Origin of the sequence: Cupriavidus taiwanensis, from assembly GCF_900250115.1 — a bacterium.
Classification (GTDB): Bacteria; Pseudomonadota; Gammaproteobacteria; order Burkholderiales; family Burkholderiaceae; genus Cupriavidus; species Cupriavidus taiwanensis_B.
In genome coordinates, this window is sequence record NZ_LT984805.1 from 549,357 (window position 1) to 562,057 (window position 12,701).

General features: G+C 63.7%; 11 protein-coding genes. 3 read left to right on the top strand and 8 right to left on the bottom strand.

Annotated features, from left to right (window positions below):
* Positions 1–251 precede the first annotated feature (251 nt).
* From CBM2586_RS31715 to CBM2586_RS31725, 3 genes are all read right to left on the bottom strand, one after another.
* Positions 252–1,502: a tyrosine-type recombinase/integrase gene (locus CBM2586_RS31715; RefSeq protein WP_012354824.1), complete on the bottom strand. Its 1,251-nt coding sequence runs from the start codon at positions 1,500–1,502 to the stop codon at positions 252–254.
* A 100-nt stretch (positions 1,503–1,602) separates the two neighbouring features.
* Entirely contained in the window at positions 1,603–1,980 is a 378-nt protein-coding gene (locus CBM2586_RS31720; protein WP_012354825.1) for a type II toxin-antitoxin system VapC family toxin, read from the bottom strand.
* Positions 1,980–2,216, bottom strand: a complete 237-nt coding sequence (locus CBM2586_RS31725) for a type II toxin-antitoxin system Phd/YefM family antitoxin (RefSeq protein ID WP_012354826.1) — start codon at positions 2,214–2,216, stop codon at positions 1,980–1,982. Before CBM2586_RS31725 ends, CBM2586_RS31720 begins: the two co-directional genes overlap by 1 nt.
* 185 nt (positions 2,217–2,401) lie before the next feature.
* Between CBM2586_RS31725 and CBM2586_RS31730 the strand changes: the two genes are divergently transcribed.
* Positions 2,402–3,469 (top strand): DNA-binding protein, encoded by a 1,068-nt coding sequence (locus tag CBM2586_RS31730; protein WP_012354827.1) that lies wholly within the window; start codon positions 2,402–2,404, stop codon positions 3,467–3,469.
* 302 nt (positions 3,470–3,771) lie between these two features.
* Here CBM2586_RS31730 and CBM2586_RS31735 read toward each other — a convergent pair whose 3' ends face one another.
* The 5 genes from CBM2586_RS31735 to CBM2586_RS31755 form a co-directional block, all read right to left on the bottom strand.
* Entirely contained in the window at positions 3,772–4,494 is a 723-nt protein-coding gene (locus CBM2586_RS31735; RefSeq protein WP_012354828.1) for an MgtC/SapB family protein, read from the bottom strand.
* A gap of 64 nt (positions 4,495–4,558) precedes the next feature.
* The gene (locus CBM2586_RS31740; RefSeq protein ID WP_012354829.1) at positions 4,559–5,857 is read right to left on the bottom strand and encodes an ABC transporter ATP-binding protein; all 1,299 of its coding nucleotides are present in this window, start codon (positions 5,855–5,857) and stop codon (positions 4,559–4,561) included.
* A 13-nt stretch (positions 5,858–5,870) separates the two neighbouring features.
* Entirely contained in the window at positions 5,871–7,607 is a 1,737-nt protein-coding gene (locus tag CBM2586_RS31745; RefSeq protein WP_012354830.1) for an ABC transporter permease, read from the bottom strand.
* 206 nt (positions 7,608–7,813) lie between these two features.
* Positions 7,814–9,250 (bottom strand): carbohydrate porin, encoded by a 1,437-nt coding sequence (locus CBM2586_RS31750; protein ID WP_081479558.1) that lies wholly within the window; start codon positions 9,248–9,250, stop codon positions 7,814–7,816.
* A gap of 549 nt (positions 9,251–9,799) precedes the next feature.
* Complete coding sequence (locus CBM2586_RS31755) at positions 9,800–10,972, bottom strand: tyrosine-type recombinase/integrase (protein ID WP_012354833.1); 1,173 nt, start codon at positions 10,970–10,972, stop codon at positions 9,800–9,802.
* A 164-nt stretch (positions 10,973–11,136) separates the two neighbouring features.
* Here CBM2586_RS31755 and CBM2586_RS31760 point away from each other — a divergent pair, with 164 nt between their 5' ends.
* Positions 11,137–12,084: a DNA-binding protein gene (locus tag CBM2586_RS31760; protein ID WP_012354834.1), complete on the top strand. Its 948-nt coding sequence runs from the start codon at positions 11,137–11,139 to the stop codon at positions 12,082–12,084.
* A 138-nt stretch (positions 12,085–12,222) separates the two neighbouring features.
* Positions 12,223–12,657: a hypothetical protein gene (locus tag CBM2586_RS31765; protein ID WP_012354835.1), complete on the top strand. Its 435-nt coding sequence runs from the start codon at positions 12,223–12,225 to the stop codon at positions 12,655–12,657.
* The last annotated feature ends 44 nt before the right edge of the window (positions 12,658–12,701 follow it).

Here is a 12,701-nt window from a genome sequence, read left to right on the forward strand (position 1 = left end):
GTTTAATTTGGCCTGCGGATGTTTAAAAATTCCGCTATTTCTTGATTATCGTTTAAACGACACTTCGTTGTTGACGTCGAACGCTTTTGGAAACGCATGCTTGGCGGAAGCAAGCGCTTTCGCTTGAGCAAGCGGCGGCGCATGCGGTCAAGATTCTGGTGTGAAAAGGGCAGGCCGCGATCGGGTCGGGTGTCAATCTCAGTTGCCCGCACGATCGACGCAAAGAGCCATTCGCCGGGCGGGGGGGCGCCTTAGGTCTTGCTGGTCCAGCCGATGCGATGCCGCACTTGCGTGGCCTCGTGCCGCGCATCGTCCTCGCTGTGCAGGTAGCCGCTGGTCGTCGAGATCGACGCATGCCCGAAGTTGTCCCGCACGTAACGCAGATCCACCTGCCGGTCGGTCATGTGGGAGCCGGCGGTGTGGCGCAGCCAGTGCGCCGAGGCGCTGGCCAGGACATCGGCCTGCGCCGCCCATTCGGGTCCGCGCGCGCGCAGGCTCGCTGCCGCCAGGCCGAACACTTCCTTCAGGATCAGGTGCAGCGCGCTGCGTGACAGGCCTCGTTCACGGTTCTCCTGACCGATGACCGGCAGCAGCAAGGGGCGGGTCTCCCCAGGCTGCGGCGTCGGCGCCAGTCCGTGGGCGCGGCGGTAGCGCGCCAGTTCAGCAATCAGCTCGTCGGTGGCCGGCACCAGCCGGGTCTTGTTGCCCTTGCCGGTCACTTCCAGCCACCAGCGCTCGATGCCCTGGGTGTCGCGCCGGCAGAAGAACGCCCCCATTGTCGTGCCGGTGACCTCCGCCGCGCGCAAACCCCCCAGGTAGAGCACGGTCAGCAGCCAGCGACAGCGCGCCGCATGCAGGCGTTCGCGCTCGGTGGCGGTGTCGGCGGTCCCCGGCATCGCCTCGATGGTGGCCTTGACCACGTCCCACAGTTCGTGACTGAGGTAGCGCTTGATGCGCGGGCGGGTCGGCGCGCGCCGCCGGCGCGCGAGCGCCAGCGGATTGCCGGCGAGGTAGCTGGCCTCGGTCAGCCAGGCGAACAGCGCGTTCAGGATCACCAGTGCCTGACGAATGCTGCGGGGCGCCAGCGGTCCGGCAAACGGCCGCCAGTCCGGATGACTGCGCGCGAGTTTTTTGCTGCCGGCCAGCACCCAGCGCGCGGCCGGTTGCGGGTCGGCGAGGAAGCGCTCATACGCGAGCAGGTCCTCGTGCGTCAGCGACGACAGTGGCTTGCCCAATTGCAGTACCGACCACAGGATCAAGCGCTCGACCTCGCGCCGGTAGGCGGTCAGCGTCGCCGCGCTGTCGGCATAGCGCGCGAGCCAGGCGGTGACGGCGGCGAGATCGTCGCCCGCGGCAATGCCGGTGGCGCGGTCCGGGGCGCGGTTGCTGCCGGCAGCGCCAGACAGTGCCGGAGGCAGGCGCAGGCGTTCCAGCGGGATGGGAAGCGCGGTGGGGAGCGGGGCGGCCGGGCCGTCCGAAGGTGGGAGCGGAAGCAATTCCATGAGTAGGCGCCGAATTTTCAAGAATCGGCGGAGCTGGGGGAGCGGTCAAATCGGGCCGCCCTCGGCTGCTATGCTGCCACTGCCGAAGTTTCTGTGGACCCTAAACCCGGATGACGAGGTCGGAATACTTCCAGACGTGTTCGTCTGCCGAGAGCAGTCGCAATGGTTCGGTGATCGCCTGAGCGACCAGCAGCCGATCAAACGGATCGCGATGGTGGTTTGGCAGATGACGCACTGCGGCTGCATGCGTGTTCGTCACCGGAAGTTCGCGAAAGCCTGCGGCGGGTATTTCAGCGATGAGTTCGTCGACATCGACTTCGATCTTGTCGAGGCCCGCCTTGATGGAGATTTCCCAGAGGCTGGCCGCACTGATGAAGACCTCCTCGGCCTCCAGGATCATTCGCTGCGCGCTCTGGCTCAACTTCGGGTCATTCGTCACCGCCCAGAGGAACACATGGGTATCGAGCAGGATGCGCATTACCGTCCTTCGAAGGCGGCCAGCAAGTCATCGGGGAGCGGCGCGTCGAAGTCATCCGCCGTGCGGATCTTGCCCAGCAGCCCGCCGAGGCGCCGTGGGGGCTTTGGCTTGGCGAACGGCACGATCCGGACCACCGGCTTGCCCGCCTTCGCAATCACGACCTCGTCGCCTGCCGCCACCTCTTCGATGAGCCGCGAAAGGTGGGTTTTGGCCTCATGAATGTTCACGGTCTGCATAGTGTTCTCCTGCAAGAGAAACTTAGTCTAGCTTAGTCTGTTCAGATCCGCAAGGTTACGTAGATGCCAGATCCTCCGCGCATTCGCTAGACATAAGCGGATTTATGTCTAAACTTTGTCGATTGAAATTACATCTATAACGTATTACGTAGTAATATATATAAATTCAACGACGCTTTTTGCCGATGGCCGCCGCCGACCTCGATCTGACCGACACCGCCTTGCAGGCTGACCTGACCGAACTACGCAGCCGTTTTCCCGAAACCCGCGCGCTGTACCGCGAGGTCTGCGGCCTGCTGTTCTTCCGTTACGGTGTCACGCCCACCGCCAACAAGCTCTACAGCTTGGTCCGCAAGGGCAGCATGGGCACGCCCGCCGAGGTGCTGCAGGCGTTCTGGCAGGAACTGCGCGGGCGCACGCGCGTGACCATCGACCATCCGGACCTGCCGGACCCCCTCAAGCAGATCGCCGCCGAGGCGGTGCAGACCATCTGGCAGTCGGCCAACGAGGCCGCCACGGCGGAACTCGCCACGCTGCGTGCCGAAGCGCGTGACGCAGCGAATGCCGCGGAATCGGAACGCGATGCCGCGCGCGCCGAGACCGCGGTCGCGCGCGAAGACGCGCTGGCGCTCTCGGCGCAGCTGGGCGAGGCGCGCCAGGCGCACGACGCCGTGCAGGCCGAACTGGCGGCCGAGCGCCAGGCGCACGCCGCGACGCGGGCGCGTTGGGAAGCGGGGCGGGGGGAACTGGAGGCGGCGGGGCGCCAGCTGGCGGAACTGCGCACCCAATTCTCGACGGAGCTGGAGCGGGCGCGCGAGGCGGTGACGCTCGCGCAGGAACGCGCCGAAGCCAGCGAGCGGCGCAGCTTGCGCGAACTGGACCAGGAGCGCACCGCGCGCCAGAAGAGCGAGCGCACGGCCGAAGACCTGCGCGGCGAACTGGCGGTGGCACGCAGCGAGGCGCGCGATGCGGCGGTGGCGCAGGCGGAGGGCCGCACGAAGCTGGAAGCACAGGCCGCGGCGCTGGCCGAGCGGCTCGCGGCCACCGAGCAGGCGCAGCGCCGGGCGGAGCGGGCCGAAGCGGAAGCCGCGCTCGCGCGCCAGTTGCTGGCCACCTTGCGCGTCGCGCCGCGCGAACGCGAAGGGGGCCGGCGGCGCAAGGCAGCCAGTTCGGCGGCGACCGTGCCGGAAGAACAAGGCGACGGTCAGGAGGGTCGGCCGGAATTCGCGAAATTTTCGCCAAATATGGCTTAACACATTGATCTAAAAGAGGAATTCGGTTCCATGCGCGCTCCTCGAACGCTGCATCGCTAAATCAAGCGCCACGGGAACCGCATGCTGATCGTCTCAAATCGGTCCGTCTCGACCGATATAGGGATGTCGCCAACCGTGGCTTGAATGACCGCTGGTCGCTCATCGCCGGACACCCAGCGAACTGAGGCCGATGCCCGTAAATCGGAGGCCATTGCGGACATGACTGATCCAGTCGACCGCTCTAACTTCAGAAAAAAGGACTCTGTGATGGCTTTCGCCGACACAGGGCTTACCGCAGCAAATCACTCAGTGGTGCTGGGGCTCCAGAAAGCCTGGCTGACAGCACTGGACGCTGCCAGTCTCGCAACAACGTGATCGAGCTTCTCCCCGTCGACTGAGGTCGCCATCAGCACGGCTTCGATCTCCACGTCGTCGGTACCAAAGGCGTGAACCACCAAGTCGCGGGTGGGATGATTGCTGTCCTCCAGGGCCTCATCCAACAAGCGCATTGCCTCTTTCTGGCGCTCCCGCGGAGCGATGACATAGACGGTATTAGTGACCTCCACGGCGGGCGTATCGATGGGCTGACGGTTGATACGGTCGACCACGGGGCGCAGCAGCGTATTTGCAGCCAGCACGAATAGACACCCGACTGTAGCCTCCGGAAGCAGGTCCGCGCCGGCACACGCACCTATGGCTGCCGAGCCCCACAAGGTGGCAGCGGTATTGAGGCCGCGCACATTCCCTTCTTCTCGCATGATCACGCCCGCGCCAAGGAAGCCGATTCCCGAGACCACGTAGGCGACGACACGCACGGCACCATCGTGCCCGGCCAGCCGGTTGGCCATATCTACAAAAATGGCAGCGCCGACAGCCACCAGCACATTGGTGCGTAGGCCGGCGGTACGTTGGCGGTACTGTCGTTCGTAACCGATTATCGCACCCAGCACGAATGCCGCGGCCACGCTGATACTGGTATCGAGCAGGGAATCCAGATTGATGTTTTGGATGGCTTCAATGGTCATGTTTCGAACTGGTCAGAGTCGGGCTCAGAGTGGGCAGCCTCAGCTTGAGGACAGCCAAATTGCATTAGCTTTCAAGCGAAAACCGCTCCGTATGGTCATCGCACGAGAAGATCTCAGCATAACGTCCCCATTCAATGATCGCCTCCAGCGTCTGCTTAGCCAGCTCATCGCTCAGAAAATCCTCTAACTTTTGCTCGAACCGGACGCGCGGGGCTTGCTGATCCTTTCGCTCAGCCAACACAGTTCGGATATAGCCGGCCATTGGTACGCGCCGCACCAGGTGTTCGGCGAACAGGGCTTTACGCTCCTGTGTACCATGCTCATTGAAGAGCAAGCCCGCTACGGTCAGGACAATATCGCCCTCGCGCAGCTCGGCGAAGCCGAGGTGCCCGAGGATCTCGGCGACGGGGAAGAGATCGTCCACTTCCAGGTGCATCGTGGCTGCGATTTCTGGCAGGTCAGCTTGGCCCCGATAGGGCTCAGCGGCTACCGTCTCGATCAGGCCCGCCATCAGATTGGTTGAAACCGGCTGCAAAGGGCTGCCGATGTCCAGGCCGTTTCTTGGCGCGGCACCCTTTGTCGGGCGGGCCGTCATCTTGGCGTAGATCTCGTCGACCAGTTCGCGGAATGCCGGCTCGAGGCGGTCACGCCGATGCTTGAAGGGTACTTGAAACTCAGCAACGACAGATCCCGGGTTGGACGAAAGCAGCAGAATGCGGTCGCACATGAACACCGCCTCCTCGATGTTGTGGGTCACGATCAGCATCGACTTGATCGGCAACATGCGCTCGGTCCACAGATCGAGCAGATCGGTACGCAAGGTCTCTGCTGTCAGCACGTCGAGCGCCGAGAATGGCTCATCCATCAGCAACAAGGTCGGATTGACAACGAGGGCCCGGGCAAAGCCGACACGCTGGCGCATACCGCCCGATAATTCGCGGGGGAACGCGTTCTCGAAGCCATCCAGGCCAATCAGGTCGATGGCTGCAAGCGCGCGCTCACGCCGCTCCGCCGGCGGCACGCCAAGCGCTTCCAGGCCGGCTTCAACATTGTCGAGGACGGTGAGCCACGGAAATAGCGCAAAGGTCTGGAAGACCATAGCGACACCTTCTGCTGGGCCTTTGATCGGTGAGCCGCAGTAGTCAAGCTGGCCGGACGTGGGCGAAATCAGGCCGGCAATCATGCGCAGCAATGTGGACTTGCCCGAGCCGGACCGACCAAGCAGGCCGACGATTTCGCCTTCGCGCAGTTTTAGGTTCACGCCGTCCAGCACCAGTCGCTTGCCCTGATCGCGGCCGTAGCCGTGGCTCAGGTCGCGAACGGTCAGGATGTTCTGGGTAGGGGTCAGGATTTCGTTTTGCATTATGTTTGCCCTCTCAGTTCATGCGCAGCTTGCTTTCGGCGATGGCGTACAGCGGACGCCACAGAAAACGGTTGAAACAGACCACCATGATCGACATGACAGCGATACCAAGGACGATTTTGGGATAGTCTCCAGCGGCGGTGGACTGGGCGATATAGGCGCCAAGGCCATGCGCCGACAGGCTGGTTGAGCCCCATGACACGGCCTCGGACACAATGCTCGCGTTCCACGCGCCGCCCGACGCGGTGATGGCGCCAGTCACGTAGTAGGGAAAAATCCCGGGCAGCATGATCTGCCTCCACCACTGCCAGCCACGAATGCGGAAGTTCGTGGCCGCTTCGCGGAAGTCGTTCGGAAATGCGGTGGCCCCGGCGATGACATTGAAGAGGATGTACCACTGCACTCCCAAAACGATCAGCGGACTCAGCCAGATGTCTGGGTTTAGATGGAAATGGACAATGCCGAACACAAATACCGGGAACAGCAGGTTGGCCGGGAAGGCGGCCAGGAACTGCGCCAGTGGCTGGATTTTTTCGGCAAGCCGGGGCCGCAGCCCAATCATGACCCCAACCGGCACCCAGATCAGGGAGGTGAGGACGATCAACACCAGCACGCGCAACAGTGTCAGCAGCCCCAGCCCAATGACTTTCACAACTTCGTCCAATCCGGCTTCAGTGTGCACATAGCTGACCGTCCGCCACAGCAGATAACCGGCAAGCACTGCCACAAGAAGGCTCCAGACCACGTCAACGACGCGGGCCAGGCCAGCCCGCTGGGGGCCTGAGGCCGCGGGCAGTTGCACCGCGAAGCGGGCCCGCGCCAGCTTGCGCAGCAGGCGGCCGAAGGTACGCAGCAAACTCTGGATCAAGTGGGTACGATGCACCAGGTTCAACACCCAGGACTGCGGCGCGGTTTGCGCGCTCGTGCTTTCCAGTCGGAAGCGATCTGCCCAGGCCACCATCGGACGAAACAGAAACTGGTCGTACAGGACGATCACTGCGATCATGGCCAGGATGACCCAACCCACCGCTGCCATATTGCTGTCGGCAATGGCCGTGGCCAGGAAGGCGCCGACCCCAGGCAGGGTGATTGACTTGTCGCCGACCGTAATGGCTTCCGAGGCGACAACAAAGAACCAGCCGCCCGACATGCTCATCATCATGTTCCAGATCAGCCCCGGCATGGCAAACGGCACCTCCAGCTTCCAGAATTTCTGCCAGGGCGTTAGGCGCATGCTGTTCGACACTTCGATCAAGTCAGGCGGTAGCGTGCGCAATGACTGGTAGAAGCTGAATGTCATGTTCCAAGCCTGGCTGGTGAAAATCGCAAAGATGGCCGCCAACTCGGCGCCAAGCATGCGGCCCGGAAAGAGCGCAAGGAAAAAGACCACGGTGAAGGAGATATAGCCTAGCACCGGCACCGACTGCAGGATGTCGAGCATGGGGACCAGTACCTTCTCCGCCCGGCGGCTCTTGGCTGCCAGCGTGCCATACGTGAAGGTGAACAGCAGCGACGCCGCCAGCGCGGCCAGCATACGCAGCGTGGTCCGCAGGGCGTACTCGGGCAGCATGGCAGGATCTAGCGAAATTGCCTCGGCGCTGGGTCCGGCAAGCGGTGCCAGTGTTTCACGGATGCCTGACGCGGCCACTACCAGCAGGCCGATAATCAGTGGTAGGGCAATGAAATCCCAGCGGTTCGGCAGCAGACGCCGAGCCGTACCTGGGAGTTGCGGCATGAATTCGTTTGCCATGGGGCTTCCTTGGCCGACAGCATGGTTAAACGGAAGCCCACGAAGCGTGTGCTGGCAGCTTGGTCAGAACAGGTTCGCGAGCCATTGGATTCACTACCCTGGCCGGGTCGCCAGCGGCTACGGGTAGTTGGCAGGCGCAGCACAGCGACTAGAGGCGTCATCCATAATGGCTCCTCCTGTTCACTGGGATACTATCGCTCTGCGCCTCAGAACTCGGCGTGGAACCGGACGCCATAGAATGTTGCCGGCCCCCGGTCCCGGTTGTAGCCCGGGTTGCGGATGTATTGAAAATTCGGACTGACGCTGAAGTACTTCAACAACGCCAGGCTGTAATAGATCTCGAGCACTTGTTCCGGTCCATAGCGCAATGCGCCATCGCCGAGGAACGCTCCCAGACCGCCGGCGGCCAGGTAGTCCCGGTGCGGTGATCGCAGCATGTTGACGGCCATCGCCACCCCGAGTTCGTCATTGGGCCGTCCCCAGGACGTGCCTTTGAGCGTGCCGCCGCCGGCAATTTGCTTGCCGATCTCGGTAAAGGCGTAGGTTTCCGTCTTGTCGTCCGACATATTGGCGCGGAAGAACACGCCCAGCGAATCATTGACCTCCTGCAGCAACGTAATGCCCACGCCCACCTTGGCATGTTCCGCGCGCACGTCGGCAACATCGGGCGTCACGTTGTTGGCCTGCCCGAATGCGATGGCATCGCTGAACTTGCCCATCTTCGCTTTATTGCGCCAGAGCAGCAGGCGCGCCGCTCCGGGACGGCCAGCGAGGGTATAGCGCTTTTCAAGCTCCAGGATGTCGCCGTAGTGCTCAAACATCCGTGTGTCGAGCTTCAGTCCGTTGGATTCGAGCGGTTGCAGGAAATGACCAAAGCGCGCCGACCAGCCATCGCCCACGTACTCTAGCGACACGCCCCAGTTGTAGCCGCGCGCATCGGCGGGATAGTCGAACGAGCCATGTGTCAGCGATGACCAGTTCATGAACTGGGTGCGCGGGTCGGAGCCGTAGGGGTTCAGGTCGAAGACGTCGAGCACGCCGAAGTTGCCAGCGGTCAGCACGACGCGCTGTTTGTCGACGGTTCGCGCAAACTGGTTGAAGTCGGCATCAAGCTTCTCCTCGCCACCACCCAGGCCCCAGGTCTGGCGCACGAAGGCGCGGGCCCGGTAGAACGTAGGATTGGTGCCCGACGATTTGGCCAGTTCCCCGTTGGTCAGGCCTCCGAGACCATGCAGGCCAGAGAAGGGCACACCCTGCGAGACTTCAGGATTGAAGTGAAACTCTGCCCCTTGCCATAGGCGCAGGCCCAGGTCGAGCGTGCTGGTGAACGAATAACTCTTGGCCCGTTCCGTGCCGAGGCTGTGCTCGCCGGAATAGGCCGCGCCAAACGAAGGCTTGCGCTGCCAGATGTAGGTGGCTTGCCCGTGGAAGGCAAAACGGTCCTCCATCGGATCTGCCGTCGCATTGCCGGGGGCAGCGCCGGAAGCCGGCTGGCTTTCACCGGCGTTCTGGGCATGCGCCGGTGCGAGACCAATGGCTAGGAGCACCACGGTCAGCGCCGCGAGCGTGCGGGCCGACCAACGAGTGCCCTTCAAAAGGGTGAGGGCGGAGAAGGCAAACTGAAAACAGGTAATGAACGACATGAGACCTCCCTCACGCGCTTCTATGGCGCGTGTAGGCTCGGGGCGACTACCCGAGAGGGCCAAAGAGTGAGCGCAAACGTCACCCGCATCTGCCTACTCGGTAGATCGCTAACAAGAAAAATCGGGAGGTGGCCACACAGGAGAATCTGCATGGTTGCCACTACCCGCCGGTAACGGCTAGGCAGTGGCGAGATGTCGCCTTGACTGACTAGCCGTTCAGTGATCGGCGTGGCGCCGACTAGAACAACAGTCCATGGGGAGAACCCTTAGTGATGACCGGGCGCAGCATACCAAAATGTTTCATGGGACCGCAATGGATTTTCGGAGGCCCATAGAGGCGACTGCGGTGTTTCTGCGACACGTGGTTTTCGTCGGCGGAACCGTCAAAATGCGCCTCACCCGGCGGCGGACCAAATCAGTCACTGACTCTCTCGATGCCGGCGCCTACGCGACGCCAGCGGAAACCCCGGCTAGGCCTTGGCTAGGCCGATCCATTCGAGGCCGATGGAAAGGGCCGAGCGCCTCACAAATGACAGGGGCGATCAGCGCCTACTGTGGCAAAGCGGGCGTGGTGGATGGTTGACACTGTTGCTCGCCCACGGTGTGCGCATGCCGCCGATCGTCCTCGGCGTGCAGGTAGATGCCAGTCGTCTCAATCGAGGCATGCCGCAGGTTCTTCTGGATAAAACGGATATCGGTGCCGGCGTCGGCCTGGTGCGAAGCCGCAGAATGGCGCAGCCAGTGCGTCGAGGCACGCGTCAGCGTCACCGCGCCGGCCGGATCGCTCGCCTCCAACACGGCGGCCGCCCGCCGGAACACCTCCTTCGCGATCAGATAGACCGCCGTCGGCGTGAGGTGCCGCTGCGCGTCGCCGGCGACGCTCAGAATGGCCGGGCTCAGCTCACCGGGCGCGGGCATCGGCGGCAGGCCGTGGAACGCGCGATAGCGAGCAAACTCGGCCATCAACGCGTCGCTCACTGGTACCTCGCCCTCGGCGCCACCCTTGCCGACAACGTACAGCCACCAGCGCCCCCGCCGCTGGACGAAGTCGGCTGCCCTCGCGCGGGCGGCTTCGCTCGCGCGCAGCGCTGTATGGTAGAGAAAGCGCATCACCCAGCGGCTGCGCTCGTAATGCTGGCACTCGCGCGGCGTGCCCTGCGGCCAGCCCTCCATCGACGCGAGCACCACCTGCCACAGCGCATGATCGAGATAACGCTCGACGCGTCGAGCGCGCGAGCCACGCGTTGAGCGGCTGCGGCGCAGGGCAAGCGGATTGCCCGCGAGGTAGCCGGCCGCGACAAGGTAGTCGAGCAGTCCGGAAAGGATGCCGAGCGCCTGACGGCGGCTGCGCTCGGACAGCGGCCCATCGAAAAGCCGCCGCGCGCCGCCGCGGCGCGGCAGGGCCGGGTCGGTCCAGTCGGCCGTCGGCGCGGCCAGAAACTGCTCATAAAGCAGGAAATCCTCGCGCGTGAGGCTCGACATCGGCTTGCCCAGCGTGCGTGTTGCCCAGACGAGCAGCCGCACCACTTCCTTTCGGTAGCTGCGCAGGGTGTGCGGCGAACTGGCGTACTCGGCAAGCCACAAGCGTACGGCCTCAAGGTCGGTATCGGCCGTGACCTGCCGGTTGGCGGCGCGCGCCCGGTTAGTGCCGTCACGGCCGTCCAGTGCAGAGGGCAATACGATCGGCAGGACTGATTCGTGTGCTGGAGCGGGCAAGTTCATGGACTGACACGATTTTGCGGCGGGGTTCCGCATCGTACACCTACGAAGCTTACGATTATGCGCGTTATCGTAAATTTCTGGCGCTTGTGATTACGTATATAACGTAATACGATCATATGCATTATTCAGAATCCAGAAATTCCACCTCTCAGCCGCTTCCGCCCATGAGCCGTATCAGCGATACCCGTCTACGCACCCGTGAAGCAGCCGCGCGCCTGGTTGCCGCGGGCCGACACCCGCATGAGCTCACCGTCGACCTGATCTACGCCGAGATTCGCCAGGGCAGCCGCACCACCATCAATGACGAGCTGAAGCTGTGGAAGGACGAGCAGGCGCGCAACGACGCGCTCTCTGCCGCATTGCCGCCAGCCGTCGCCAACGCCATGCTGTCTGTCTGGGCGTTGGCCGTCGCGCAGGGAGAACAGGTCTTTGCGCAGCGCAGCGGGGAGTTTGAGGCCGAAGCGGCCGCCGCAACCACGCGCGCCGAATCGCTGCAGGTCGCCAATGCGGGATTGCAGGCGGAAGTACAAACGCTTCGCACTCAGGTTGACGACCTGCAGGCGCGGCTCGCCACCGCGCTTGCCGATCACGCCAGGGGCCAGACCCAGCTGGACGCAGCCATCCGCCAGGCCGAAGCAGCCGTGGCTGAGCGCGATGCCGTGCGCGCGCAATCGGACCAGGCCCTGCACGAAGCGCAGTCCACCCATGCCCGCGAACTGGAAGCTGTGCGGGCTGCCCGCGCCGAACACGAGGCCGCCCTGCGGGCGGAGGTCGACCAGGCCACCGCCCGGCTCGAAGGCGTGCAGAAGCTCGTCATGCTGCAGACCGACGAAGCGCGCGAAGCCCAGCGTCGCGCGGAAGCGGCCGTTTCGAAGACCCGGCAACGAAACGAGCAACTTGTGGCCGACGGGCAGCGTCTCTCCGCCGACGCTGCTGAACAGCGGCGGCTGGCCGAACGGCATGAAAAACAGCTCGCCGGTGTCATGGAAGAAACGCGCGAACTGCGGCGCGAGCGCGATTCCCTGACCCAGCAGGTAGCCCTGTTGCAGGGCCAGCTCAAGGGCCGCGACGAATCCGCGCCAGCGCGTACAGCCAGACGTCGCGCCAGTTGAGCCAAACAGCGAACAACGGCTTTCGGAGTACCGCGGAGTGCCTCAGCGCCCGCGCTACAATCGGGCCTTCGGTCCTCGCCTGGCGGCGCTGGACCGATGCAGTGCCATGAGCAACCGCCCGACAGGAAACCGAGCCTCATGAACACGAACGAACCGCAAACACCGGCCTGGCAGCCGATCGCTGCGCTGCCGGTCATTCTTGATCTCGCCGGCGCGCAGATTGAAGAGGTACAGGCTACCTTCGACGCTCTGACCCGGTGCCGGTCGCGACCCCATGTGCTTGACGACGCCACCCTGGCCCGGACGCGCCAGGTCTACGGCGAGCAACGGGATTTTCTGCCGATCCAGCGCGAGCAGGTTACACGGTGGCGATCCGGGCCGCTCACACCGCAGGAGCGCGAAGAACTTGCTCATCTGAGCGCGCGGATCGAGCGGCTGGCGGCGCTGCTCGACGATATTCTCGCGCTGACAGACGAGCTGTCGCACGGCACGATCGACCGGATCCTGGGCATGAGCGATGCGGACCTTGCCGCTGCGGTGTTATCGGGCTCGCTCAGATTGCCGCAACGCTGACACGCGGAAAATGCTGCAACGGTACCGGCTGGCTCGATTCGCGC

Bases quoted from the DNA above. Each gene is read 5' to 3' on its own strand.
- CBM2586_RS31725 (WP_012354826.1), bottom strand. From the start codon at position 2,216: ATGCAGACCGTGAACATTCATGAGGCCAAAACCCACCTTTCGCGGCTC.
- CBM2586_RS31730 (WP_012354827.1), top strand. From the start codon at position 2,402: ATGGCCGCCGCCGACCTCGATCTGACCGACACCGCCTTGCAGGCTGAC.
- CBM2586_RS31745 (WP_012354830.1), bottom strand. From the start codon at position 7,607: ATGGCAAACGAATTCATGCCGCAACTCCCAGGTACGGCTCGGCGTCTG.
- CBM2586_RS31765 (WP_012354835.1), top strand. From the start codon at position 12,223: ATGAACACGAACGAACCGCAAACACCGGCCTGGCAGCCGATCGCTGCG.
- CBM2586_RS31715 (WP_012354824.1), bottom strand. From the start codon at position 1,502: ATGGAATTGCTTCCGCTCCCACCTTCGGACGGCCCGGCCGCCCCGCTC.
- CBM2586_RS31740 (WP_012354829.1), bottom strand. From the start codon at position 5,857: ATGCAAAACGAAATCCTGACCCCTACCCAGAACATCCTGACCGTTCGC.
- CBM2586_RS31760 (WP_012354834.1), top strand. From the start codon at position 11,137: ATGAGCCGTATCAGCGATACCCGTCTACGCACCCGTGAAGCAGCCGCG.
- CBM2586_RS31755 (WP_012354833.1), bottom strand. From the start codon at position 10,972: ATGAACTTGCCCGCTCCAGCACACGAATCAGTCCTGCCGATCGTATTG.
- CBM2586_RS31735 (WP_012354828.1), bottom strand. From the start codon at position 4,494: ATGACCATTGAAGCCATCCAAAACATCAATCTGGATTCCCTGCTCGAT.
- CBM2586_RS31750 (WP_081479558.1), bottom strand. From the start codon at position 9,250: ATGTCGTTCATTACCTGTTTTCAGTTTGCCTTCTCCGCCCTCACCCTT.
- CBM2586_RS31720 (WP_012354825.1), bottom strand. From the start codon at position 1,980: ATGCGCATCCTGCTCGATACCCATGTGTTCCTCTGGGCGGTGACGAAT.